General features: G+C 34.0%; 31 protein-coding genes and 2 pseudogenes. 29 read left to right on the top strand and 4 right to left on the bottom strand.

Annotation, left to right across the window (positions count from 1 at the left end):
• Positions 1–55 precede the first annotated feature (55 nt).
• Positions 56–343 (top strand): TIGR04104 family putative zinc finger protein, encoded by a 288-nt coding sequence (locus AN959_RS22055; protein WP_056832315.1) that lies wholly within the window; start codon positions 56–58, stop codon positions 341–343.
• A gap of 253 nt (positions 344–596) precedes the next feature.
• Here the strand turns inward: AN959_RS22055 and AN959_RS16340 are convergent, their stop codons facing one another.
• Positions 597–1,511: a class I SAM-dependent methyltransferase gene (locus tag AN959_RS16340; RefSeq protein ID WP_056832317.1), complete on the bottom strand. Its 915-nt coding sequence runs from the start codon at positions 1,509–1,511 to the stop codon at positions 597–599.
• A gap of 398 nt (positions 1,512–1,909) precedes the next feature.
• On the opposite strand from AN959_RS16340, the gene AN959_RS16345 reads away from it, so the two are divergent.
• The 11 genes and pseudogenes from AN959_RS16345 (at position 1,910) to AN959_RS16395 (ending at position 8,843) form a co-directional block, all read left to right on the top strand.
• The gene (locus AN959_RS16345; protein WP_056832319.1) at positions 1,910–2,128 is read left to right on the top strand and encodes a hypothetical protein; all 219 of its coding nucleotides are present in this window, start codon (positions 1,910–1,912) and stop codon (positions 2,126–2,128) included.
• Positions 2,129–2,261: 133 nt separating this feature from the next.
• Positions 2,262–2,444 carry a hypothetical protein gene (locus AN959_RS16350; protein ID WP_056832321.1) on the top strand — a complete coding sequence of 61 codons (183 nt, stop codon included), beginning with the start codon at positions 2,262–2,264 and terminating at the stop codon, positions 2,442–2,444.
• Between the two features lie 131 nt (positions 2,445–2,575).
• Positions 2,576–3,316 carry a hypothetical protein gene (locus AN959_RS16355; RefSeq protein WP_056832323.1) on the top strand — a complete coding sequence of 247 codons (741 nt, stop codon included), beginning with the start codon at positions 2,576–2,578 and terminating at the stop codon, positions 3,314–3,316.
• A 165-nt stretch (positions 3,317–3,481) separates the two neighbouring features.
• Positions 3,482–3,670 (top strand): hypothetical protein, encoded by a 189-nt coding sequence (locus AN959_RS16360; protein WP_156350815.1) that lies wholly within the window; start codon positions 3,482–3,484, stop codon positions 3,668–3,670.
• A gap of 228 nt (positions 3,671–3,898) precedes the next feature.
• A complete protein-coding gene (locus AN959_RS21130) occupies positions 3,899–4,066 on the top strand; it encodes a hypothetical protein (RefSeq protein WP_156350816.1) in 168 nt (55 codons plus the stop codon).
• 5 nt (positions 4,067–4,071) lie between these two features.
• Complete coding sequence (locus AN959_RS16365) at positions 4,072–4,470, top strand: hypothetical protein (protein ID WP_056832326.1); 399 nt, start codon at positions 4,072–4,074, stop codon at positions 4,468–4,470.
• Between the two features lie 414 nt (positions 4,471–4,884).
• A complete protein-coding gene (locus AN959_RS16370; protein ID WP_056832328.1) occupies positions 4,885–5,601 on the top strand; it encodes a class I SAM-dependent methyltransferase in 717 nt (238 codons plus the stop codon).
• 204 nt (positions 5,602–5,805) lie between these two features.
• On the top strand, positions 5,806–6,462 hold the full coding sequence (locus AN959_RS16375) for a uridine kinase (protein WP_056832329.1): 657 nt from the start codon (positions 5,806–5,808) through the stop codon (positions 6,460–6,462).
• An 83-nt stretch (positions 6,463–6,545) separates the two neighbouring features.
• Positions 6,546–6,953, top strand: a pseudogene (locus AN959_RS20800) (hypothetical protein).
• Positions 6,954–7,242: 289 nt separating this feature from the next.
• A complete protein-coding gene (locus AN959_RS16390; protein ID WP_056832331.1) occupies positions 7,243–8,001 on the top strand; it encodes an alpha/beta fold hydrolase in 759 nt (252 codons plus the stop codon).
• Complete coding sequence (locus tag AN959_RS16395) at positions 7,998–8,843, top strand: DUF2785 domain-containing protein (protein WP_056832333.1); 846 nt, start codon at positions 7,998–8,000, stop codon at positions 8,841–8,843. The genes AN959_RS16390 and AN959_RS16395 overlap by 4 nt, the downstream gene beginning before the upstream one ends.
• 303 nt (positions 8,844–9,146) lie before the next feature.
• Here AN959_RS16395 and AN959_RS16400 read toward each other — a convergent pair whose 3' ends face one another.
• Positions 9,147–9,356, bottom strand: coding sequence for a hypothetical protein (locus AN959_RS16400; RefSeq protein ID WP_056832335.1), 210 nt, complete (start codon positions 9,354–9,356; stop codon positions 9,147–9,149).
• A 170-nt stretch (positions 9,357–9,526) separates the two neighbouring features.
• Here AN959_RS16400 and AN959_RS16405 point away from each other — a divergent pair, with 170 nt between their 5' ends.
• The 7 genes from AN959_RS16405 (at position 9,527) to AN959_RS16435 (ending at position 14,412) form a co-directional block, all read left to right on the top strand.
• Positions 9,527–9,925, top strand: a complete 399-nt coding sequence (locus tag AN959_RS16405) for a hypothetical protein (protein WP_056832338.1) — start codon at positions 9,527–9,529, stop codon at positions 9,923–9,925.
• A 400-nt stretch (positions 9,926–10,325) separates the two neighbouring features.
• Entirely contained in the window at positions 10,326–10,880 is a 555-nt protein-coding gene (locus tag AN959_RS16410; protein WP_056832339.1) for an RNA polymerase sigma factor, read from the top strand.
• Positions 10,877–11,911, top strand: coding sequence for a DUF4030 domain-containing protein (locus AN959_RS16415; protein WP_056832341.1), 1,035 nt, complete (start codon positions 10,877–10,879; stop codon positions 11,909–11,911). Before AN959_RS16410 ends, AN959_RS16415 begins: the two co-directional genes overlap by 4 nt.
• A gap of 329 nt (positions 11,912–12,240) precedes the next feature.
• On the top strand, positions 12,241–12,582 hold the full coding sequence (locus AN959_RS16420) for an NIPSNAP family protein (RefSeq protein WP_056832342.1): 342 nt from the start codon (positions 12,241–12,243) through the stop codon (positions 12,580–12,582).
• Between the two features lie 186 nt (positions 12,583–12,768).
• Positions 12,769–12,954: a hypothetical protein gene (locus tag AN959_RS16425; protein ID WP_056832344.1), complete on the top strand. Its 186-nt coding sequence runs from the start codon at positions 12,769–12,771 to the stop codon at positions 12,952–12,954.
• A 71-nt stretch (positions 12,955–13,025) separates the two neighbouring features.
• Positions 13,026–13,475: a DUF1569 domain-containing protein gene (locus AN959_RS16430; protein ID WP_056832346.1), complete on the top strand. Its 450-nt coding sequence runs from the start codon at positions 13,026–13,028 to the stop codon at positions 13,473–13,475.
• 298 nt (positions 13,476–13,773) lie between these two features.
• Positions 13,774–14,412 carry a TetR/AcrR family transcriptional regulator gene (locus tag AN959_RS16435; RefSeq protein ID WP_056832348.1) on the top strand — a complete coding sequence of 213 codons (639 nt, stop codon included), beginning with the start codon at positions 13,774–13,776 and terminating at the stop codon, positions 14,410–14,412.
• A 69-nt stretch (positions 14,413–14,481) separates the two neighbouring features.
• Here AN959_RS16435 and AN959_RS16440 read toward each other — a convergent pair whose 3' ends face one another.
• A complete protein-coding gene (locus tag AN959_RS16440; RefSeq protein WP_056832350.1) occupies positions 14,482–15,210 on the bottom strand; it encodes an SDR family NAD(P)-dependent oxidoreductase in 729 nt (242 codons plus the stop codon).
• Between the two features lie 650 nt (positions 15,211–15,860).
• Here AN959_RS16440 and AN959_RS16445 point away from each other — a divergent pair.
• The 10 genes and pseudogenes from AN959_RS16445 to AN959_RS16485 all read left to right on the top strand — a co-directional run bounded on the left by AN959_RS16445 (position 15,861) and on the right by AN959_RS16485 (position 22,756).
• Positions 15,861–16,733 (top strand): AraC family transcriptional regulator, encoded by an 873-nt coding sequence (locus AN959_RS16445; protein ID WP_056832351.1) that lies wholly within the window; start codon positions 15,861–15,863, stop codon positions 16,731–16,733.
• Between the two features lie 201 nt (positions 16,734–16,934).
• Positions 16,935–17,276, top strand: a complete 342-nt coding sequence (locus AN959_RS16450) for a hypothetical protein (RefSeq protein ID WP_056832353.1) — start codon at positions 16,935–16,937, stop codon at positions 17,274–17,276.
• Positions 17,277–17,356: 80 nt separating this feature from the next.
• Positions 17,357–17,914 carry a GNAT family N-acetyltransferase gene (locus AN959_RS16455; RefSeq protein ID WP_056832362.1) on the top strand — a complete coding sequence of 186 codons (558 nt, stop codon included), beginning with the start codon at positions 17,357–17,359 and terminating at the stop codon, positions 17,912–17,914.
• 128 nt (positions 17,915–18,042) lie between these two features.
• Entirely contained in the window at positions 18,043–18,279 is a 237-nt protein-coding gene (locus tag AN959_RS16460) for a hypothetical protein (protein WP_056832365.1), read from the top strand.
• 461 nt (positions 18,280–18,740) lie between these two features.
• Positions 18,741–18,950 (top strand): annotated as a pseudogene (locus AN959_RS21780) (alcohol dehydrogenase catalytic domain-containing protein); the annotation flags it as partial.
• Between the two features lie 36 nt (positions 18,951–18,986).
• Positions 18,987–19,598 carry an NAD(P)-dependent alcohol dehydrogenase gene (locus tag AN959_RS21785; protein WP_253278939.1) on the top strand — a complete coding sequence of 204 codons (612 nt, stop codon included), beginning with the start codon at positions 18,987–18,989 and terminating at the stop codon, positions 19,596–19,598.
• 418 nt (positions 19,599–20,016) lie between these two features.
• Positions 20,017–20,334, top strand: coding sequence for a hypothetical protein (locus AN959_RS16470; RefSeq protein ID WP_056832369.1), 318 nt, complete (start codon positions 20,017–20,019; stop codon positions 20,332–20,334).
• A 471-nt stretch (positions 20,335–20,805) separates the two neighbouring features.
• A complete protein-coding gene (locus AN959_RS16475; protein WP_056832371.1) occupies positions 20,806–21,792 on the top strand; it encodes a phosphotransferase enzyme family protein in 987 nt (328 codons plus the stop codon).
• A gap of 392 nt (positions 21,793–22,184) precedes the next feature.
• A complete protein-coding gene (locus AN959_RS16480) occupies positions 22,185–22,403 on the top strand; it encodes a hypothetical protein (RefSeq protein WP_056832373.1) in 219 nt (72 codons plus the stop codon).
• A 5-nt stretch (positions 22,404–22,408) separates the two neighbouring features.
• Positions 22,409–22,756 (top strand): hypothetical protein, encoded by a 348-nt coding sequence (locus AN959_RS16485; protein ID WP_056832375.1) that lies wholly within the window; start codon positions 22,409–22,411, stop codon positions 22,754–22,756.
• 158 nt (positions 22,757–22,914) lie between these two features.
• On the opposite strand, the gene AN959_RS16490 is transcribed toward AN959_RS16485, so the two are convergent.
• On the bottom strand, positions 22,915–23,385 hold the full coding sequence (locus AN959_RS16490) for a DinB family protein (protein WP_056832376.1): 471 nt from the start codon (positions 23,383–23,385) through the stop codon (positions 22,915–22,917).
• Positions 23,386–23,810: the final 425 nt, after the last annotated feature.

The following is a 23,810-nucleotide window of genomic DNA, read 5'->3' on the forward strand; positions in this document are numbered from 1 at the left end:
GGTTAATAAATCAACGCCTTAGAAAATTCGAAAATTATAATGGAGGTTATTAGCTTTGCAAAAATGCGAGAAATGCAATGCACATTTTAGTTGGAGTAAAATCTATGAATCCTTCTGGCTGAATTATAAACCTATTAAATGTAACGAATGCGATACAACACATAAGATAACAATACCAAGCAGGTTAATTTTTGTCTCTTTTACTATTCTTCCAATGCTTACCTTCGGTTATTTTCTGTCTCCTTTTAACAATGGTCTTGTGACACTTGGTATAGCTATTTTTATTTTAATAATTGGTTCTTTGTTGGCACCTTTTCTTGTTACTTATAAAGAGTCTTTGTGAACTAATGCACTTAAACTAACGGGTGCTTTAGCAAAATATGGCCATCATTTTGATGGTCTATTTTTATGTCCAAAATATTAAATTGATCTCAGATATGCATTGTGAAATGTTACACTTAAACTAACGCGGCAGTTTAGTTGAAGAAGAAAATGGGAGTTGTAATGTCGTATTTGACACAAAATGTGTAATAAATAGAAATAACTAAAAACCGCTCTATTCTTAGTAATGAATGAGCGGCAAGCTGAAAGATATATTATTTTTTTACAGCGTGAATATAATGGATCGTTTCAAATGCGGTCAAATAATCGGTTCGATTACTAAAGAAAAGGTCATTTATATTATCAGGAGATAAGTGTTCATAAATGAGTAATCCTAGCTCATCTAATAAGTTTTCGATTTCATAATAGGAGAAGCACGATTTCATTGGTTCTCCACCGACAGATGCCATTTTCACCATGTTCTCTACTCTATTGGATAAACCTTTTTCATGAAATAACTTTTCGTCTGCGTAATCAAACACAATTGAACTACCGGGCGGGACTTTAGTAAACAAATTCTTAATTAAATTAATGATTTCATCTTTAGTTAAATAATATGAAACACCTAACAGGCTAAAAAAAGTTTTTTGGTTTTTAAATCCTTGTTTCACCAATCTCTCATCTGAAAATTGTTGGGTAAAATCCATTGGGACAAAGTGAAGATTATTTGGAATTTCGAGTTGAGCATTTGCCAGCCGTTGTTTTTTAAAATCCTGAGTGGTTGGATAGTCAACTTCAAATATTTCTAGGATTTTTTTAAATTGAGCATGACGGAAACAAAATGTATCCATTCCAGCACCTAGAATTACATACTGCTTTAACCCCAATTTTATTTCGTTTATTAATACTTTTTCGCAAAATGCCGTTCGTGCCAAGGTAGTCGGAGAAAGTTGTACTTGTGTAATCCATTTTAAAATTTCATCTGGATCATCTTTAAACCTTTGTGCAATATCTTTGATGAAAAACTGTATTCCTTGAATCATATTCTCTCTGATGTCGGAAAACTCTTTATCAGAAATAAGATCATTTACAATAAAATCATCGAAAATTTTAGGGTAATCAAATTTACTGTGATATGCTCTCCCAAAAGCTGATATTAAAGAAGTGATACTGGATTCATTCTGTTTCAAATATTTATCCTCCTTTATAAACAAAAATAAGATTCCCCTGGCCAGGAGAATCTTATTATAAAACAAAATTATTTAGTTGTAAATTATAGCATATATGAATAATTTTGTCAATAAAAACAGCTTTTTATTATTTTTTTTTATAGCAGCAGCAGCGCAGTACAAACATAATGTGTAATAAAAGAGAAGGTGCTTATTCAACTAACGGGTGCTTTAGTTGAACAAGGGGCTGCCTGTAAGGGTAGCTTTTTCTTTTTGAACTAACGTAGCAAGTTAGTTCAACAAGCAAATGGGGAATTTGTTTAAAACTGGAACCTCAATTCGTTTCAAACGTATTCAAGTAAAGCGCAGATTTGTTGGAGTCTATTTAAAAATATTTACTTGGGAGGGTATTGTTAATTATGGAAGGATATATAAGTATTGGGTTTATGATTATTGGATTTCTTATATTATATTATGTGATTCAGATAGCAGTTACAAAAGGGATTAACAATTCAGCTATTGGCAAATTACTTGAAAAAGAAAACGGAGAAAGAGTAAATGAAAGAGTGAATGAAAGTTTAACAATTGAAGACGTGCTTGAAAAATATAAAAAAAGAGATAATAACAATAAGAGTTGATGCTATTTAAATTGAAATTCTTTAATTAACGGGTGCTTTAGTTAAAGACCAAGGGTTGTTTAGGCAGCCTCTTTTTTTATTCAACTAACGAGGCAGGTTAGTTGAACAAGAAAAATGGAAGGAAGTGAATATTGTGATTCGCTTTGCAGAATTAGGAATTTTCTTTAATCCAATACTTGCGATAATTATATGCGTAAATTTAGTTTCTATTATGGAGAAAGTAAAAAATAATGAAGATACTTCTACTAATACTATAATTGTTAGTTTATCTTTAGCCTATATTGTTTTTACTATTTCAATACTTGCTAGCTCTTAATTAGTTCTTGTTGAACTAACAGGTGCTTTACTTCAAGAAGGAGTAAAGCCTTTTTTCTTATTGAACTAAAGGGGCGGGTTAGTTCAATAAAATACATATCTCACCTAAATAAAGAAAGAAGAGGAATTCCAATGTATTTGAGGGATATAGGTTTGTATTTGGAGTATAAACCAAATAAAGAATATATAGATGAAGTAATGTTAACTCAAAATTTAACTAAAGAAGAGGCAATGAGACTAGATTATTTGGAGAATTGTAAGGATTTTCATGTTTTATTTGGTGACCAAGTACGATGTATAGCTAGATTGTATACAGATATATTAGGAAAGTTTAAAACGGAAGAGACAAAAAAAATAAACATCTATTGTGTAACTGATTTAGATAAGATAAATAGTGTACCTAAAACTGCACTTGGATTTACAGATGTATATGTATACATAGACTTAGAATCCTATTGGAAGCTATCCAATATGGAAAAGAAAAAAGTTGTACTTGGAAAAATTAACGAAGGAATAATACAGGTTGCAAATCATTATTCTTGGGATATTAGTCCTTTTAATCGAGTTTCAAAAGAAATAATGGATCGAAACTATGTTAATGAATATTTGTTGAAACCAAAATCCTCACCCGATAGAAAACATAAGGCAGAGATTTTTTGCCAGCATGATATTGACTTTATTACTATTTCGATGATTATTAGAGAACGAAAGTCAAATGAGATGAGAAAAAGTGAATTACTATTTAAAGATAGACCTCATGAATTATCATTTGTTCAAAAACTAGGGGATTTAAAGTGGATTTCAAATAGAGAGGTTACACTTACACATAGATACAATCTCCGTAAAAAGTGGACAGTTAAGATGGATGAATAAATCTCATTATAAAGGATTTGGCTATGGATAATGAAATTGTTCTTATTCAACTAACGGGTGCTTTAGTTGTAGATCATTGAGCTGATTAGACAGTTCTTTTTCTTATTCAACTAACGCAGCAGGTTAGTTGAAGATGGATTATTATATTTGTGGGATGGTGATAGTATGAAAAATGATATATTGAAAGCATTCTTTATATTATGGGGGCTTATTTTATTTATTGAGCTACTGTGGTTTGGTTTGTTGACTAATAGAGCTCATTCAACTTCAGAAGTAATATTTGCTGTCACTGTGATTGCTGTAACAAGTGTATTTGGTTCGGTTGGAATGTGTCTATTTAAAAGTTCGAGGTAATAAAATCTAATTCAACTACCGGGGTGCTTTACTTGAAGATCATTCAGCTGTTTAGTCAGCTCTTTTTTCTTCTTCAACTTTAGGAGCAGCTTAGTTGAAGAAGGAATAATTAGGGAAAAGCTGAATATATAGTTAAAGAACTATACTTTTGAATAGAACACTATTTAAATTTCAAGTAAGTGTCTCTTTTCCTTAACATTGGGGGGAGGCATAAAAGGAGTAACTCATTTGAAATCAAATATTCTCTTTGTATTTTTAACTTCATTATTATTAATAACTGGTTGTAAGCCTAGTAATTCGGTAGAAACATATGAAACAAAAAAGGAAAATGTAATCGATATAGTAGATGAGAAAGTATTAAAATTGATGACTCAGAAGAAGAGTTTTCATATTTAACCGGCTTGTCGGAAGAAGAATTAAAGTCATATGAACTATTTGGCAAGGAATATGACACAAATTACTTAAAAGGTTTCTCACCAGAAAAGATTATACTTATATATATTCATTCAGCAGTTATCGATGATATAGAAGCAATCTATTCGTTGACTTATATTGATGGTGAACTACCTGATTTTGATACTTTTAAAGAAAAATATTACAAAAATCTTAATATATCCAACTTGGAAATAGCCCTAGATTTCAGATATTATGATTCAATCAAAATAAAACAAGAAGATAGTAATGGCATATTAGTCGAATTGATGGTTAATTATGGAAGGTACACAGTGTCAACATTAATGGGATTAAAAAAAGAAAATGATATATGGAAAATTGAACTATCAGACTTATTCAAAAAGTGAGCTCTTTTGTATTTATCGTCTTCAAATAACGGTTGCTCTAGTTAAACAAGTGGCTGCCGCCTGTAAGGGTAGCTTTTTCTTATAGAACTAACGTAGCAGTTTAGTGCAACAAGGACTATCGACAGATTTACAACGCTAAGTAAAGAAATGTTACTAAACTACGCTTTGGGCACATTTTTGTTCTACATATCACTAATAGATTATTATTTTAGAAAATTAAGATATAATAAGAGTGACTTTATTTACAAAGGATTGATTAATATGAAACAGGTAACAAAGGTGATTGAAAAGTAGATATAGTTTCTCTTTTCAAAGCAATAGTTAGTTCGTATAGGTTTTACAAAGTGGTCTGGGAACGAAAGAATAGATTCATTTTGGGGACAAACAAGTATGATTTAGGAAGCAGGTAAATAAATGATTCCACTAGTGTATGACCAAGTTAATGGCTGGGGCAAAGACGATGAATTTTTTTTAGCACTATTGAAGAAGATTAATGTAAAAACTATAGCTGATTTAGGCTGTGGGACAGGGAGATTTACAACTCATTTTGCGAAAGCAGAATATCAGATTACAGCTATTGACCCGAATGAAGAAGCGATTGAATATGCGAAAAGTAAAGAGTATCCAGGAGAAGTGATATGGATTATTGGTGATAGTACAAATTTACAAACAAATGCGTTTGAAGCTATCATTATGACAGCGAATGTTGCACAAGTGTTTCTTACACAGGAAAGTTGGGAAAATGTCGTTGCTGATGCGTATCGAGCATTAAAACCCGGAGGACACTTTATTTTTGATACACGTAATCCATTAGCAAAGGCGTGGGAACAGTGGGAAAAGGACACGGCACTGGAAGTTGCAACAGATTTGGTGAACGGTGAACCACTTGAAATATGGACGCAATATGAAGGATTAGTAGACGATGTTTTTACGTTTTATGAAACGGTGAAAAAAGCACGTACGGGGGAAGTAGTTATTCATGAAAAAATGCAAATAAAATTTAGAACACAGGAAACAATCTATGAATCATTAAAAATAGCAGGTTTTTCACAGATTCAAGTTTATGGAGATTGGGAGTTTAAACAAGCAACTTCAAATACAAAATCTTTTATTTTTCACAGTATAAAATAAATAATTTTCTTGATTTTTTAGGAATTAAGTTTATAAATGCGTAAAAAAGATTGTGATGTATTGTACTTAAACTAATGGGTGCTTTAATTGAAGATCATGGAGCTGTTTTGGCAGCTCTTTTAAGGGGCAGGTTAGTTGAATAAGGATTTTCCTAATGAAGATTGAAGAATGATAAAAGAATATGATTGGAAAGTGGGGAGTTAGATGTTAAGGAGTGAACTTATTTCAGAAATAGCAAATAGAATCTTGTGTATAGAAACATATCATCCAATTAGAGTAGGAGTTAGTGGAATAACTTCATCTGGTAAGACAACGCTTGCTAATGAGCTTATGGAAGAACTTCGAAAGAGAAAGATGGATGTGATTAGGACTAGCATAGACAATTTTCATAATCCAAGGGTTATTCGATACAGACAGGGTAAGGAATCTGCTATTGGTTATTACGAGGATGCTCACGACTACAATTCCTTTAAGCAGAAACTATTAATACCTTTAGGTCCAGGGGGAAACCTGCATTATCAAACAAGTTCTTTAGATTTAGCAAAGGACGAGTATGTGAACCCAGAATTAAAAATAGCAAAAAGGGATACGATTTTTATTATTGATGGAACTTTTTTATTTAAAAAGGACATAAGTGACCTATACGATTTTAAAATATTTGTTAAAACTGACTTTGAGTTAGCCAGAAAAAGAGGAGCTAAAAGAGAAGAACGTGCATTTGGAAGTTATGAAAAAGCTGAAGAAATGTTCCTAAAAAGGTATCACGTTGCTTCAAAACTTTATTTAGAACAACACTCACCTCAACTTATTGCAGATGTAGTCATTAATAATAATGAAATAGATAACCCATATTTTATTTAAAAGAAATATCTTATTCAACTAACGGGGCAGGTTAGTTGAATAAGCTTGTAAAATTTAGTCAGGGTTAAAAGGAGATTGTGAATATGAGTTTAGCAAGTTATATTGGATGCAATATAGAAATACCTCTTATTAATGAAGAGTCAGACGATTTAATTATTATTGGAGATTGTTTTTCGAACGAGTATAACCGACGAGATGTGAAAAAACATTAATTTACCACTCCTTTTATTTATGAAGTATCAAGTGACTGGGGAATAGAGATTTCGGAATATATGAACCCAAAAACGTGTGCTGAATCAAAAGAGAAGCTAATCGCACTGTGTAAAATTATGGACAGTTACATTGATAAAGGTGATTATTTTGAATTGTATAGTTGCTGGGTTGGAGAAGAAGCCGATAAGCGAGAAGGTGAGATAACTCTTCGCATCAATAAATTTGACGTTGAACAGATAAAAATGCCTGAAAAAACGTTAGTGAAATTTGAAAAATAGGTTATTCTTCAACTAACGGGTGCTTAGTTAAACAAGACCATCATTTCGATGGTTTATTTTTATGTATAGGACATCAAGTAGATTTCGACGATCCAGTGTGAAATGTTTAAAACGACAAAAAACTTGGAAGTAAGCAAATTATCAATTGGTATTCTACAGATTTCTTTTGGAGTGGTTTCAGCTGAAGTTACAAAATAAAAAATGGAAAAGTTCGCAAAACTATATAATAATCCAATTATTATGGAAACATTAATAGTGTGAACCTTATAATTGAACTAGGTGATTAAAAGTGACTATACAAAATAAAAAGATTATTGATATCTGTGATAACCGCAGACTATTCAATAATAATTCACGTAAAAGTACCCCAAGCGTAATTTTCATAGCAGGGTTAGGCGATAGCTTTGAGACATGGAAAAAAATCCAAGACCGAATATCGCAAAAAACATCAACCTTTTCCTATAACAGGTCGGGTATTGGCAGGAGTCAAGTCGCATCCGTCCCGACGACTTGCTATGATCTAGTCGAGGAGCTCAACGAATTGTTACTAGCGCTAGAAGTGGAGAAGCCCTATATATTGGTGGGACATTCTTTTGGTGGTTTGGTCGCTAGATTATATGCCAGCCTTTATCCACTGAACATCTGCGGTATGGTTTTGGTTGACGCTGCACCAGAATATAAAGAACTTGCCTATGAAAAGGTTCTACCCGAAAATCTGCTTGCAAGAAATAGGGAATATTACAAGAATCCTATGTTGAATAGTGAGAAGATTGATAAAATACAAAGCTATAAGCAAATCGTTGATCATTCAAAGCAAAGTAACCTCCCTCTCGCAATTATTACAAGAGGTTTACCTGACAATGTTGAAGAGGGATGGCCATCTCAAGAAATATTGGAAATTGAGCAAAGACTCCAAGCAGAATTCCAATGGCTATCAACGTCAAGCAAGTACCGGATTGCTAGTCGAAGTGGACATTATATTCATCATGATGAGCCAGACGTTGTTATAGAGGAGATTATGTTAATGATGAAGGAGATGGGGAAATGAGCGATACAAGGACCAAATTGATGCTGGATTTGCAAAGAATTGAGAAGGATGAGTATCAGTTACGCGAAGGTGAGCAGCATCAAGATTTCTTACCTTTGTTACTTCAATATATTGGCGATCCTCAGCCAGAATTACGGGATAACCTGATTTATCCGATGTTTTATATGTGGATTAAGGAAGAGAATAGGTTCAGTGAAGAGGAGTTACGAAGCCTCTTAACTGTTCTGACTGATGAGAACCATTTGTTCTATAGTATTGGCAGCAAGGATGATCAGTCAGTTTTTACAAGGACGTTCTCTGCCTTACCTATCGCTTTGATTGTGCAACGCCACAGGCAGAATCCATTTTTTGATCAAGATGAAATTGAGCAATTAATGCATGCAATGCTCCGATATTATAAAGAGGAGAAGGATCTGCGAGGTTACCTTTTAGTAGGAGGCTGGGCTCACAGCGCGTCTCACGGTGCGGATGTTTTTGTCGAGCTGGTGCAGTGCAAGGAAAGCAGCGTCGCAATGCTGCGTGAGGTTCTTGTTGCTATTTCTGACATGCTTCATAATGGGAGACACATTTTTAGCGATGAGGATGATGAGCGGTTAGTCAACATCGTAGATACGATGATTGACAAAGAGTTACTTCCACATCAAGAAATCACTGATTGGATTAGCGGCTTAGCGCAATGCTGCAATTTGCCGAGTAGTCGTAGTCAGGTTATTGCTCGCGTGAACAGCAAGAATTTTTTACGCAGTCTCTATTTCAGAAGGGGACAAGATAGCCGAGGGAATGTGCTTAACACTGTCATACTTGGTACTGAGGCAAAATTGAACAGGTTTTCTATCAGTTAAGGAATTAGAGGGGCTATCCCAAAAGCCATGGGAAATTGGCTGAGGGATTTTGCCCCTTTTTATGTCAAGAAAAACAAAAAGAAACCATCCTTTGGTAAAATGGTAGTACCACCCACCACGCACAAAAGGAGAGGCAATGGCTGCAATTAAGGTAGTTTTTTCTCATTGAACTAAGGGAAGCATTTCTGTAAAGATTGTGAAAAAATGTACTTAAGCTAACGGGTGCTTTAGTTAAACAAGACCATCATTCGATGGTCTATTTTTTTACATGAACAACAAGTAGGTGGTTACGGTAACATTAATTTAAATAAAAAAAAGAATAATTAATACAATTGTTAAAAATACAATGCCAATTACTGAAGTAACTTTGGCGTGTGTAATAGCCTTTTCGGTAACATTCGGTTCTTCTTTATACATCCAACGTCTTCCCCATAAAATTGACTCTTTAGGGTTAAAAAATTGCCAAATCATTATTACATATAGGGGAATAAATAATAAAATTAACGAACCCATTTTCATCCCTCCAAATATTTTGCTCTTGTTTACGTTATATACGGTAAAGCAATATAAAAGATTCAATATAGCTAACGGGGCAGTTTACTTTAAGAAGGGTTTTTTCATAAAAACTCGAATACTAAAAACAAGCTTTTTACTAAGTCCAACACATTAAGGGTTGATTAAATATGACACGTAATCGTGAGCTACCACAGTTTGAAATCTTGGATGTTTCAAAAGATGATTTTGGAAAATACGCCAAGATCAAAGCAAAATATCCAGACGGAGAATTAATAATACGATGGGTACTGGATTCTTTAACTTATGTAAATTTAAAAAGAGTATTTTCAGCTCGTGTATTTGACAGGATGCCTAATTTAAGCTATGAGTATAAACTTTTAAATTTTTACAGTTCTTCACGTAATCTCGATGTAACAAGGGATTACTCAGGATTTATTGAGTGTAATCTTGGTAAACAAATAAAACAACTCGAATTTAAATGCTCAGAAACATTTGCAGGGAATATTGAGTGGTTGTCAGGAGTAAAAAGCTACGAAGAATTAAAAGATTTGATGTGGAAAGATTAAGCCGATAAATTTATAGAAAACAGTACTTTGTGAAGGAATGTACTTACACTAACGGGTGCTTTAGCAGAACAAGACCATCATTTCGATGGTCTATTTTTATGTACAATGTGAAATGTTACACTTAAACTAACGGGGCAGTTTAGTTCAATAAGCATTAAAATAAATACAAGTTACTAGCCGAGTTCATTGAACTGGGTTATTTATTTATATCTACATAAGTCTTCATAGGTGATAGATCTGAATCTTCGGAAAAAAGGTATAATAAAAAACTGCTTTTGAATAAAATTCACTAGATTTGGAAGTCAATTCAACTCCTTTACCATTTTATTTTTTCGAATTGTGCATCCTAAACAGCCTCACCGTCGCCTAAAAGGTAGAAACAAAAAAGGGGGCTTTCCTCATGGAACAGGAAATACTGATGACACGGATCCGGAACGGCGAGGACGAAGCTTTTGCTCAACTAGTCAACCCCTTGATTGCAATGGGGTACAGGACCAGTTTGAGTATCCTCAAGTCGAGGGATCAGGCAGAAGAGGTTGTCCAAAATGCGTTGATTGAGGCATATAGGAATATTATGAGTGGAAAGGATATCACCTATTTCAACACCTGGTTCTATAAATTGGTCACCCACCGCTCAATCGATGCTTGGAGAAAGAATGACCGCCTGAAGGAATCTCCGCTTGAAATCGATGTGGTGACAGACAAACATAGCGTGATGGAAAGCGTGCTAAAAGAGGAAACCGAGAACGAGATTAAAAGGGGTATATTATCCCTCGATAACAGGGACTATCGGAACGTCCTAATCCTCTACTATTACCAAGAGCAAGCAATCCAAGAAATTTCAGATTTGTTGGGACTGAAAAGTTCGACGGTCAAATCCCACCTTCGAAGAGCAAGGAACACTCTGAAAAAAAGATTGATCGAAAATCAGTTTATAGGGGTGAATTCACAATGAAAATTGATGAATCAATGAAGAAAGAAATTAAAGAAGAGATGGAAAAAATCCAGGTACCATCTTCCATGTACGAATTTGCTAAAAACATTAAGGAAGAATCGGAAAAAAGAGCGGATTTTGAAAAAGCGACAGGAAGAAAAAGAGGTTGGAGAAAATCCCAGTTTGTAGTTGCAGCGGTTATCAGTCTTGTCGTCCTAACGGGTTCCGCATTCTTGAATCCAACCATGGCGGAAATGGCATCGAAAATCCCTTATATTGGACAAATATTCCATAAACCGATACATGAAGTAATTACGGAAGCTTTGGTGAAAGAAGGGTATCAACCAACAAGTATCGGCATGGGGATCTGGAGACAGAAGCCACACTTTGACATATCGCTGGAGGGAACGGAAGAATACGTCAAGCAAGAAGAGGACAAAGTTTTGACTATTTTGACTGAAATTTTGGAAAAAAAGGGGTATGATAACTACGAGTTAACGGTTTCTGACACGAATGAGGTATCTCCCGCGCTAAAGGAGATAGGTAATCAAAGGGAGGAACTAGGCGAAAAGTTGATGTCGGACTTGCAGGGAGCAGGCTACTCGATTATGAATGTTAACGCATATGGCCCTGTAGTAAACGTTTACATCCCGATTGCCGATGAAGCTAAGAAAGTAGAAATTTACAAGGCCGCGATTGAACTTTTGAAAGCAAACGATACACCGTCACAGGTACAGATTATAACTCGAGACGTTTCGGAAGAGGAACTTAAGGATAAGTGGATGCCGGTCATGAGAAGCATAGAAGAAGAGTTTTTCCTAAAAAAAGAGTACCGGGTAGCTGACATTAGCTATTCCTACAAGCCAGAAAAAGTGTCTATTACCATCATGACGAACATGAAACTATCGGAAGTAGATACTAAAGAGACGGTAACCAAAATCCGAAAAGAAATTACTGAGTTTCTGCATAGCGAAGAAGTAAAAACAATGACAGAGAATCAGAAATATGAGCTAATTGTCCAAGACAAGAACGGAAAAGATTTTCCTTTTTAAAAAACCAAACAAATTATAATTACACCCGTTAATTATCTCATACTAATAACTTTAAATGGCTGTGACTCAAAGTAACTCTAGATATAAAAACAGTGCAAATACAATAATTCTTTCTTCAACTAACGGATGCTTTAGTTAAACAAGACCATCATTTGGATGGTCTATTTTTATGTCCAAAACATCAAGTAGATTTCTGCAATCCATTGTGAAATGTTACTCTTAAACTAACGGTGCGGGTTAGTTCAATAAGAGGGATATGACGAGTTCTTATCGAAATGAGTAAGCGGTGCACGAAAATCTTTAATTATTAAGTTATAAGAGGTGCGTATATGTTTTATAGAAGAAAATTTTACACTGTAAAAAATAATTTTGTAGAAAAGTTTAATGAACATTTCAATAATACTAATTTACCTAATCAACTTAAGTACGGAGCACGTTTGGTAGGACGATGGATGAAGGATAATAAAGATAATACCACAGAAATTTTCGCTATTTGGGAATATGACAGTTATGAGGATTATATAGAAATAGAGAACAGTGTAAAAGGTGACGGTGCTCACATTAAACGAATTAAAGAGTGGTACGAGAAAAATGGCGGTCGGGAACATGTTTTTACTGAATATATATTAGAAGTGAAAAACGAAGCGTTAGTGTCCACTCTAAATAGATAACTAATAATGTTAAATACTTGTTGAACTAACGAGTGCTTTAATTAAACAAGTGGCTGCCTGTAAGGGTAGCTTTTTCTTAATGAACTAACGGTGCAAGTTAGTTGAATAAGAGGGATTTTAAGAGTAATAACGAATTATTAAACATAAGGATATTCAACTAATTCGTTATCTCGTGGGAGTTGTAAAATGAAATTAATAAGTACTTTACTTGGTATTCTAATAATTTTTATTGGTTTATTGTTTTTAAGTACCACAATTTTGAATGAACCTTATAGAAACGTAATGGTTAAGATAGTAGGAATAATGGTGCTTATTTGTGGTATTTTTGTTTTGAAAAAAATTGCGAAGTTCGGAAAACAAAAGCCATATTGAGCTAACGCAGCAGTTTAGTTTAAAATCATTTAGGGATATGTGGTAACAAATATGCAAAGGGGTGCACAAAAATGAAGGAAATTTTTAATCAATCGCACGCAGAGGAAATTTTAAACCGGATTGACAATTTAAGCCGAAATTCAAAACCGCAATGGGGTAAAATGGATGTTGCCAAAATGCTGGCACATTGTTCATCCTTTCAAGACATTGCAATGGGAAATGCTTATCCTCCGAGAGGTTGGTTAGGGACATTAATTGGGAAGTTTGTGAAACCAATTTTTTATAATGACAAGCCCTTAGCAAAAAACATGTCAACAATCCCTACTATTTTGATTGTAGATGAAAAAGAATTTGAAACAGAAAAGAAAAAATTAAAACAAAAAATTATAACATTTCAAAGTAATGGTCCTCAGAAGTGTACAAATCATCCACATCCTTTTTTCGGTAAACTTACTTCCGAGGAATGGGGAAAAGGAATTTATAAGCACCTTGATCATCATTTAAAACAGTTTGGTGTTTAGTAAACCAAAGTGGGAATTTTTTACTAACGGGTGCTTTACTTCAGGAAGGAATAAAGCCTTTTTTCTTATTGAAGTAACGAAGCAGGTTAGTTGAAGAGTGTTGTTCAACAATCGGGCCATATTATTGAATAACATTTTTTTATTAAAGGTTACCAAACGACGCTTTGGGAAAGTAAAATGCAAATATAAGAGTGAGGCATGTTTTGAAGGAGGAAATACCCCTCCCAATGAAATTACATAACATAATATTTAGTTTAAAATAAAGGAAACTATCCATTTTAATTTTAGGAGGTTTACCATGGCTGAATTCCAATTTTTAGATAAACGTGTTCAAAAAACGAAAATCGAATTGTTTTTAACCTTTTTTACATTATTAGAACAAATGCCTTACAAGGATATTACAATTCAATCTATTCTTGAGCACTCAAATGTAGGCCGAGCAACATTTTATAAACATTACACAAATAAGAAAAACCTTGCGGAAGATTGTATTGAGCTGCTATTAAAGGAATTTACTATAGCTTATCGAACTCCCTATATGGGGAAATCTAAATTTGAATTTAATCAACTTACTTCTGATGAGCCTTTTGCTGCCCTTTTACATATTGCTAAGTATCATAATTTTTATCTTGCATTAATGACGCCTTCTTTAGAACTGCGATTTAAAGAAAAATTGCTCCAACATTTAGTAACACTTTATGAACAGGATTTTTATTTTCACGAAAACGCACACTTAACCTCATATATAAATCGTTATATAGTATATGGTTCTGCAGGTTTAATTATTGATTGGATTGAACAGGGGTGTCCGCTATCTGCTGTCCAATTCTCGAAAATTTTAATTGATACAATTACAGCACAAGTTCCTACTGTAACTATAAAAAGGCGCATTGTTGAAAAAGAAACTCAACGTCAGAAAGGATTTTTAGAACATTAACCTTTTTACATAAGAAAAAGGAGCGCATCCATTGGTTGCTCCCCTTTCCTCACTTAACATATCGATATCTTATTGGGCATTTAATCCGCCATCAATGATAAATTCCGTGCCTGTGCAATAACTTGATTCACCTGATGCTAAAAATAAAACTAAATTTGTCACTTCATCCACGCGCCCAGCACGTTTTAACGGAAACATTTGCTCCAGTTCAGGTGAAATTAAATGACGTGTCATATCGGTTTCAATAAAACCAGGATGTACAGAGTTAACACGAATATTTGCAACACCTAGTTCTAAGGCCGCTGCTTTCGTCATACCTCTTACAGCAAATTTTGAAGCTGTATAGGCGATTTTTTGATTGGCAGCAATGATTCCAGCTAATGATGAAATATTAACAATAGCACCATGTCCCGCCTTTTTCATATTTGGAACAACGGCTTTCATGCCATATAACGTCCCGTGTTGATTAATAGCAATAATTTTTTCATATTGTGCAACTTGTAAGTCTTCAATACTTACCTCTGGGAAATCCACACCTGCATTATTTACTAAAATCGTAACAGGCCCAAAATGTGATTCAGTTTTATTTACAACTTCTTCCCATTGTGCAAAGTTTGTTACATCAAGCGGTAGGAATAATGCGTTAGGTCCTAGCTCAGCTGCTAATGCTTCCCCTTCAGTTGTTAATACATCCGTAATGACCACTTTAGCACCTTCAGCAATAAAACGTTTTGCATGTGAAGCGCCCATTCCTTTTGCAGCTCCAGTGATAATCGCTACTTCATTTTCTAATCTCATTTAATATTCCTCCTTAGTTTGTAGTCCAACCACCATATTAGTTAAATCCACTTCTTAGCATTAGAATATTAAATATCCCCCCTATAAACAATGGACCTTTAAACTGTTACCGAACTTTCCTGCTAGAATAGTTCGGGAAACTTATAGAAGAAAAAAATTACTAAGTTTAATATTTTAATAACTTTCTCGAAAGTTGATTGTTAGGGATATTCCTAAAGGAACTTATCAGTTTTGGGGGGGATTATTGGTAATGGCAAAAATGCAAAAGAATTATTAAAGGAAGGATCTTGATTAAAGAAATCTTAACGCCGAAATATCACCATATCACAGCTAATCCTTTTCTTTGTAGGGCTAACAGGAACGTAAGTTGAATAAAGATCTTCAACAATCGAGCGCTTTTCTTTAATAAGATGGGTTTTGCATGGATAACACATTTAAGGGATTAAGCTTCTGAAGGTGTAAAAAAAGATTGTGAAGTATTGTACTTAAACTAACGGGTGCTTTACTTCAAGAAGGAGTAAAGCTTTTTTCTAATAGAACTTAAAAGCGGCAGTTTAGTCAAAGAAAAGACTAATCCTGCATATCTGTGCACAAAATGTAGGGTGGATAGATTCAACTCCTGCTATTCTATTAAGGAAGGAGGTCATGGAATGGATTTGCTTAAGAACATGAACGATGCAATGAAGTATATCGAGGAAAACCTTGCTAACGAAATAGATTTTAAGATAGTGGCAAGTATAGCACATTGTTCTGAATATCATTTTAAAAGGATGTTTTCTTTCCTTGCAGGTATTACATTATCGGAATACATCCGCCGAAGACGACTTAGCTTGGCAGCATTAGAGCTTAATAATAGTAAAATAAAAGTAATCGATGTTGCTATTAAATATGGATACAACTCACCCGACTCTTTTACAAGAGCTTTTCAAAATTTACATGGTGTAACACCATCTGATGCAAGAAACAATGGACATCAATTAAAATCCTATCCACTATTGACCTTTCACTTATCAATAAGAGGAGGAAATGAAATGAATTACAAAGTCGAACAAAAAGAGGCATATAACATAATTGGTATCATGAAAAGAGTTCCAATTATTTTTGAAGGAGAAAACCCAGAAATTACTGCAATGTGGAAATCTTTGACTATGGAAGAAATAGATCAATTAAAAAAACTTTCTAATATCGAACCTAAAGGGATGATTCAAGCCTCTACAAACTTTTTTGAAGGACGCATGGAAGAAAAAGGAGAGCTTGATCAGTATATAGGAGTGGCAACAACACAAGAATGCCCCAAAAAATTTTCAAAACTTGAAGTTCCTGCCTTAACATGGGCGATATTTGAATCAACGGGACCTTTTCCTAGTACGCTACAGGAAACTTGGGGAAGGATTTATTCCGAGTGGTTTCCATCTTCCAGTTATCAAGTAACTGAAGGACCTGAAATCTTGTCGATTAAAACCAAAGATTTAACTTCACCGTCTGTGAAGAGCGAAATTTGGATTCCAGTTTTGAAAAAATAAATTAAATATAAGATCACTGAGCTGTTTTGGCAGCTCTTTTTTTCTTAATAGATGGGATAATTGTGAAAGTATACACTTAAACTAACGCAGCAGTTTAGTTCAATAAGAAACTGATGATAGAGTATTTCCGAGTATATATATAAAGGGGGTATTACACTGGTTCAAAAGTTATTTTATGTCCTGATTGCATTAGCGTTATTTATGATTAGTGGATGTTCCAATGAAGGGGAAGTAACCACAGTAACAATTGATAGTATTGATGCCGAAGAAGTTTTAACATTGGATTCTGATGCTGATATTTTTCAGTATGATGGAGTTATCTACAAAACTAATATTGATTGGGTTGAAGAATTGTCTTTAACAAAAGACGTTCAAATCAGTGAAATAAAAACAAAAGATAATACAAATACAGATTTTAAAGATGAGATGTCGAATAAACTTCCTGTTGGTGCAAAGATTTTTTCCACCAAAGAAAGAGGAGATATTTTAATTGTTGAATCTGAAGGGAAAATCAAAAAATATCTTGCAATCGTTGAAGGGTAAACAAAATTTCTTCTTCAACTAACGGGTGCTTTACTTTAAGAAGGAGTATTTCTCAGCAAGTAATTAGTGGAGGGGATTAAATGAATGTTGAAAAAATATATGGTGATTTACCTATCTTAGAAACAGAACGTCTAATTCTTAGAAAAGTCACTATTGAAGATATTGAAGATATGCATCTATACGGTTCAGATGAAGAAGTATCTAAGTATGTAACTTGGAATACCCATGAAACAATATCTGATACAAAAGGTTTTGTTGAATTTGTATTGAACAAATATGAAAATAAGCAGGTTTCACCGTGGGGAATTGAATACAAGGAAAATGGAAAATTTATCGGGACAATCGATTTTGTTTGGTGGCAACCAAATCATAAGATTGCTGAAATCGGATATGTCATTTCTAAAGACTATTGGGGTAAAGGTTTAACTACTGAAGTAGCAAAGGAAATAATAAAATTCGGTTTTGAAGAAATGGATTTAGTTCGTATTCAAGCAAGGTGTGATGTAGAAAATATCGGTTCAGCACGAGTAATGGAAAAAGCAGGAATGTCTTTTGAAGGGATAATTAGAAAAGGTATATTTGTAAAAGGGAAACATCGAGATTTAAAAATGTACTCTATCTTAAAAGAAGAGTTTTAATTATTTCACTGAAATTCGAACTTGAAGATAAAATTTCTTGTTCAACTAACAGGTGCTTTAGTTAAAGAACGTTTAGCAGCTAGATGGCTCTTTGTGGAATACAGGTAGGTAGATTAAGGGGGAGTTTTGTGAAGTTATTGTTATCCATTCTATTAGCTGGTCTTTTAGGTATCTTGGTTCTCCTCGGTTCTATTGGAATCTATATCATATGTGCAATTATTGTCGGAGTCATTTTCAGGTCATTTATTTTAATTAATGAGATTCATAAACAAGTAGTACCAGCCAATAGCAGTGACAGGGTGAAAGAGGCGTACGAAAGATATATAAAAGAGAGAGACGATAAAGAACAGAAAATTAATGTATGACGTTTTTCAACTAACGGGTGCTTTAGTTAAACAAGACCGTCATTTCGATGGTCTATTATTTTGTCCTAAACATCAAGTAAATCTCAGAAATACATTGTGAAATGTTACACTTAAACTAACGAAGCAGGTTAGTTGAAAAAGAAACTTGATTCATTAAAAGTTTTATAGAAAAAGCATTTAGAGTTCTAAATAAGGATTAAATAGTATATAGATACAGAGAATTACTTATTTTTCACAACCACGAGACTAATCCACCCCCTTCTTTCATGCAGAAAGAAGGAATTTCCGACTACATTATTGAAAAGAGTAAAGGTTACTCAAGATGAGGAAATCTTATTAACTGATAGAGAATAAAGGAGGTTAGACAGATAAAAGCAGCTATTTATAGATCCTATGGTCCCCCCGAAGTCCTGGAGATAACAGATGTCGAACTACCATCCATCAAGGATGACGAAAGGGTATTGATCAGAGTGCATAACGCTTCGATCAATGCATATGACAATCTGTTTCGAAAGGGCTATTTGCCTACCAGGTTAGAGAATGGTCTTACAAAACCCAAAACATTAATACTGGGCTTAGACGTTGCAGGTACTGTTGAAGCGGTCGGCAAAAATGTACACAGATTCAAGGTTGGAGATCATGTTTTCGGGAGTTGTCTCGGATCCCATGCAGAATTTGTCTGTCCTCCCCAGGGTGTTCTAAGTTTTATGCCGAAGAACGCAACCTTTGAGGAGGCAGCGGCTATACCATGTGCTGCTCAAACAGCGCTGCAAGCATTACGAAATGTAGCACAGATAAAGCAAGGCCAAAGAGTTTTGATCTATGGTGCATCAGGTGGTGTTGGACACTTTGCTGTTCAGCTTGCCAGATACCTTGGGGCTGAAGTAACCGCAGTTTGTAGTACCTCGAATCTTCAGTGGGTTAAAGACCTTGGGGCACATTACGTGATAGATTATACCAAAGAAGATTTCGCGGATAACGGAAAAAAGTACGATGTCATTCTGGATGCGGTTGGTAAGCGGACCTTTTTCAGTTGTTTGCGTTCTCTAACTGAGAGAGGTATTTATATAACAGAACATCCAATTTACCCCAAGTATCACCCGTTTCAATTGATGATAAGTCCTTTAATTGGTCGCAAGAAAGCAAAGGTGCATCTTACAAAACCTAATGACAAGGATTTAGATTTCTTACGCGTGCTTGTGGAGGAAGTGAAAGTAAAACCCGTTATTGAGAAGTGCTATCCATTGGATCAGATTATACAGGCTCACAGGCATCTTGATGGAGGACGCACAAAAGGGAAAATCGTCCTTGAAATCTAAATGGTATGATTGTCATTCTAATGGAAAATTAATATTCCACATGAAACGTTTTATATAGTGAAATTTAATAGATAATTCAGCTACCTGGAAAATAAAGTTTCTTCAAAAAAAGAAAAAATAAGACCCTACACTATCGTTAAAAAAAGTGGAGAGCTTTAATAAATAAGACTATTGATTACAGTATACCGGATTAAGGTCAGTATTAGTATTAACCATTTTCATTCTCGGTAGTGCAGCACCTATTTTGTGCTGAATGGATTGCTAACGGGTGCTTTAGTTTTACAAGACCATCACTTCGATGGTCTATTTTTTTATATGAAACATCAAGTAGTTCTCAGAAATCCATTGTTAAATGTTACACTTAAACTAACGCGGCAGGTTAGTTGAAGAAGGATTTCGGTAATTGGAGGTGTTTTTCTTGAGATTAAGCAATCAAGAGATGTTGGATAAATTGGGTACGGCTTATATAGATGAAGAATTAAAGGTACTGTCGTATGATAATAAAAATGGTTTAGTACAAATGAGTTATGGGGATAGCGGAGAAGAACGTACTATTCTATTTGAGAGTTGCTTATCTGTATCATTTAATAAGTGGCACACAGGAAACATTAGTTTCTTTTTTCACGAAATCACCATTGAGGATATTGAAATTGACGGTCAGCAATTTTATAAATGCAACCTTGTGATACCAATGATGGATTGTCAAATAACGTGTCAATCAATTGAAATAAGTTGAACAAGCCTGAGAGGACTTTGGTTCAAGTAGATGCACTTACTGAACTAAAGACGCAGTTTTGTTTAACAAGAAAAGATTATAAAAAGAGGTTATATAAAGTGTAATTAATCGGTGATTGAAGTAATGATATGGGTAAGAAAATATGGATATTAATTAGTTTAGTTCTGACGGTATTCCTCGTATGGTGAAAAAGGGTATCTCAAATGACAGAAACAGGAGCATAGTAATTTATGCTCCCTGTCTTTTTTTATTTAAATTCGAAAAGAACCATCTAGGCAGAAAATAGCAAAAGAAGGTAATAGTAGTTTTATGTAGAATTAGAATATGTCTGGCTATTGATTTTTTAGCCGAAACTTAAGGAAGGGGTGACATATTGAAAATGATAGAATTTCAAAATAGTATGCTGATGAGAGGGATTATCTCTTAACTAAGGTTTAATCCTCTCAAAAGTAATGGGAGGAAAAATAAAAGATGATGAATTTAGGAAACATGGTTAGAGGATTATCTTCCGATACTGTTGCCCAGAGTCTCATTCAATTCTGGGAATATGACGAGGGAACTTTGGAGGTTTGGCGTGCAAGTTCAAACTTTGTGTATGCTTTTGAATGTAACCAAGTTCAATATTTTTTAAGATTTAGTTTTGATCAAGATAACTCTATTGAACAAATAAAAGCTGAGCTAGAGTTCATGCAGTATTTACAATTGAATGAATTTCCAACTGTAACACCAATCTACTCAATAAGTGGAAAACTAATTGAAACACTAAAGACTCCAGAAGGAACATATATTGCTGTTGTCTTTAGTGCGGCAAACGGTATAAATTTGGATTCCGATACAATTACCGAAAAACAGATGGAGAAATGGGGAAAATCACTTGCCACACTTCATTGTTTGTCTAAGACTTTCGAACCTGTATCTGAAAGAAGAAAGAGTTGGTTGGACACGGTACAGTTTATGGAAAGTGTATTTCAAAAGCATCCAAGGGAACACTTAGCCCTTCAAGAGCTACGCAGGGTGACCACTTGGCTTCAATCGATACCTACTGGAAATGATGTGTACGGATTGATACATTATGATTTCCAATTGGATAATATCTTTTTTGAAGAGAATAAGGATCATAGTTTCAATATCATCGACTTTGATGATGCAATATATCACTGGTATGCACTTGATATTGTAACAGCCCTTGATGATTTTATTGATGATGACAATCCCCATTCAAAATTACTAATTCAGTCTTTTTTGAACGGATATCGTTCCATTACTGTCTTAGAAAATGATGCAGTGGCTCAGTTTCCACAGTTTGAAAGATATGCGAACTTATATAAGTTTTCCAAATTGCTAAGATCTTTGGATTATGGCAAAATTAATGAAACTCCACCTTGGTTTGATGAATTAAAGGTAAAGTTAGTTCGTGTTGCAGATGAATTAAGACTGAGCTTTCAAAAACCATGGTAAAAGGAACAAGATATCTCGTAAAAAATTGATTTTATGTTTATAACGCGTTATGAAGATAAAGAAGTTGCAGGTCAATTTATTTTGATCTGCAACTCTTTTTTACTAAAGACGCAGATTAGTGGAAGTCCAATGTAAAAATAGTCCATTCATTAGATAATACTGATTACAATAATAAAGAATTTGTAATTGAAGATATAGATGGAAGATGGATTGGATTCGGGATTAAAGTCAGTTAAAAGAGAAAAGTTAAGTTTGTGAAAAAATGTACTTAAACTAACGGGTGCTTTACTTCAAGAAAGAGTAAAGCATTTTTTCTTATTGAACTAACGCGGCAGGTTAGTTGAATAAGAAAAATATAAAATGATGTAAATAGACAAGGTGAGGCGACCAATTTGAAAATAGAGTTAGCAACAAATCAGGAGATAGAAAAATTGTATTTAAAGTTTAAAAAATTCAATACCCATCTTCTTGAGGAACCAAAAAAGATATTTCCTTTTATTGGTATTGTGGATGTTTATAATGAAGTTCTTACGGAGCAAGAGGCACGAGATTTACTAGGTAGTTATGAGCAACATAATTTAAAGTATGATTCCAGATTTTTAAGTGCTTAATCGAGATGTATCATACAGATAATGAAGTATTTGTATGTTTAAATAAAAAAGGATTAAGCAAAGCAGAATACAAATTCATTTTAAGTTCATTAAATCGGATTGAGGCGAATATTTTTAGAAAGATATTTGCTACAAACAATGGCATATACAAAATTGGTGATGAAGAGGCACTTCAGTTTCTTATTAATCTTTGGGTTGAGGAATTGTATTTTTCGAATTTTTTCTTCCCTTCTCTTGACACCATTTTAATAGGAAATTATGAGCTATCTTTCCCTATATATAGTAAGTCAAAGGAAGGATTTGAGAAATGTCGGGAGATTATTGAGCGAAATGCTTTATTTATACGAGAGTAATCATAAAAAAATGTACATTTGGTAACTGTTCTTATTGAACTAACGGGTGCTTTTGTTGAAGATGAGAATGGGAGTTTTTATGTCGCATTTAACTCAAAATGCGTAGTAACTAAAAAAGAAAAGGCGTATCACCTAAGTGATTACACCTGTAAGATAAATTAATCCCAAACACGTACTCTTGGAACCTTTGCCATTCTTAAGTAATCCAACAATTGGCCGGTATGGACGGATTCATGATAGGCGACTCTTAGCAACATGTCACCCAAACTTCTTATGTAACCTGAATCAGAACGATCAATTTTAATACTTGTTAAATCTTCTTCAGAATATGACTTAATAGTTTCTATGAAGTCATTTCTAAATGGTTCTGCAAATTTCAATTCTGCATTTACAGTGGAAAAAGGTTGTTTTTCGAAAGGAGAATCAAAGACTGCCAGACTGCCTTGATTTTGGATAGCTAGATGGTAATAATGTTCACTTTCTAGAACATGCCTAACCATCTCTATACAAGTCATTGCTTCGTCATCGGGTTTCCAATGTAGTTTTTCTTGGGGAATAGATGTCCAAACCATAGTACTTCTTCTTCGTACTTCGTTGAAATTTAAAAGAATTAAATCAATTGAGTTCATAATTTATTCTCCTTTAATTGGTATATTTTAAATATACATGAATAAACGTTCGAATAACAGAGAGAGATTTTGGTTAAAAGATTACGTCACAGTTCGATCATAATGTGTAATAAAAGAGAAGGTGCTTCTTCAACTAACAGGTGCTTTAGTTTATCAAGACCATCTTTTCGATGGTCTATTTTTCCGTCTAAATAACAAGTAGATTTCGGTGATCCATTGTGAAATGTTACACTTAAACTAACGAAGCAGGTTAGTTTAATAGAAAGAAATTAAGAGGTGACTAAATATAATGACAACAAATAAAAAATCAACTGAAAGTAAGAAGTTGTCTGGTCCTGAACAGGTAGTAGAATTTATGAACAACCTTGAACATCCACTTAAAAAAGAAATAGAAGAGGTTCGAAATATCATTTTAAGCACTGATG

The sequence above is a fragment of the Psychrobacillus sp. FJAT-21963 genome, from assembly GCF_001420585.1.
GTDB lineage: Bacteria > Bacillota > Bacilli > Bacillales_A > Planococcaceae > Psychrobacillus.

Coding starts and splice junctions, on each gene's coding strand:
- AN959_RS16345 (WP_056832319.1), top strand. CDS start 1,910: ATGGAAGGATATATAAGTATTGGGTTTATGATTATTGGATTTCTTATA.
- AN959_RS16355 (WP_056832323.1), top strand. CDS start 2,576: ATGTATTTGAGGGATATAGGTTTGTATTTGGAGTATAAACCAAATAAA.
- AN959_RS16360 (WP_156350815.1), top strand. CDS start 3,482: ATGAAAAATGATATATTGAAAGCATTCTTTATATTATGGGGGCTTATT.
- AN959_RS16370 (WP_056832328.1), top strand. CDS start 4,885: ATGATTCCACTAGTGTATGACCAAGTTAATGGCTGGGGCAAAGACGAT.
- AN959_RS16375 (WP_056832329.1), top strand. CDS start 5,806: ATGTTAAGGAGTGAACTTATTTCAGAAATAGCAAATAGAATCTTGTGT.
- AN959_RS16395 (WP_056832333.1), top strand. CDS start 7,998: ATGAGCGATACAAGGACCAAATTGATGCTGGATTTGCAAAGAATTGAG.
- AN959_RS16400 (WP_056832335.1), bottom strand. CDS start 9,356: ATGGGTTCGTTAATTTTATTATTTATTCCCCTATATGTAATAATGATT.
- AN959_RS16405 (WP_056832338.1), top strand. CDS start 9,527: ATGACACGTAATCGTGAGCTACCACAGTTTGAAATCTTGGATGTTTCA.
- AN959_RS16410 (WP_056832339.1), top strand. CDS start 10,326: ATGGAACAGGAAATACTGATGACACGGATCCGGAACGGCGAGGACGAA.
- AN959_RS16415 (WP_056832341.1), top strand. CDS start 10,877: ATGAAAATTGATGAATCAATGAAGAAAGAAATTAAAGAAGAGATGGAA.
- AN959_RS16420 (WP_056832342.1), top strand. CDS start 12,241: ATGTTTTATAGAAGAAAATTTTACACTGTAAAAAATAATTTTGTAGAA.
- AN959_RS16425 (WP_056832344.1), top strand. CDS start 12,769: ATGAAATTAATAAGTACTTTACTTGGTATTCTAATAATTTTTATTGGT.
- AN959_RS16430 (WP_056832346.1), top strand. CDS start 13,026: ATGAAGGAAATTTTTAATCAATCGCACGCAGAGGAAATTTTAAACCGG.
- AN959_RS16435 (WP_056832348.1), top strand. CDS start 13,774: ATGGCTGAATTCCAATTTTTAGATAAACGTGTTCAAAAAACGAAAATC.
- AN959_RS16440 (WP_056832350.1), bottom strand. CDS start 15,210: ATGAGATTAGAAAATGAAGTAGCGATTATCACTGGAGCTGCAAAAGGA.
- AN959_RS16445 (WP_056832351.1), top strand. CDS start 15,861: ATGGATTTGCTTAAGAACATGAACGATGCAATGAAGTATATCGAGGAA.
- AN959_RS16450 (WP_056832353.1), top strand. CDS start 16,935: ATGATTAGTGGATGTTCCAATGAAGGGGAAGTAACCACAGTAACAATT.
- AN959_RS16455 (WP_056832362.1), top strand. CDS start 17,357: ATGAATGTTGAAAAAATATATGGTGATTTACCTATCTTAGAAACAGAA.
- AN959_RS21785 (WP_253278939.1), top strand. CDS start 18,987: ATGCCGAAGAACGCAACCTTTGAGGAGGCAGCGGCTATACCATGTGCT.
- AN959_RS16475 (WP_056832371.1), top strand. CDS start 20,806: ATGATGAATTTAGGAAACATGGTTAGAGGATTATCTTCCGATACTGTT.
- AN959_RS16485 (WP_056832375.1), top strand. CDS start 22,409: ATGTATCATACAGATAATGAAGTATTTGTATGTTTAAATAAAAAAGGA.
- AN959_RS16490 (WP_056832376.1), bottom strand. CDS start 23,385: ATGAACTCAATTGATTTAATTCTTTTAAATTTCAACGAAGTACGAAGA.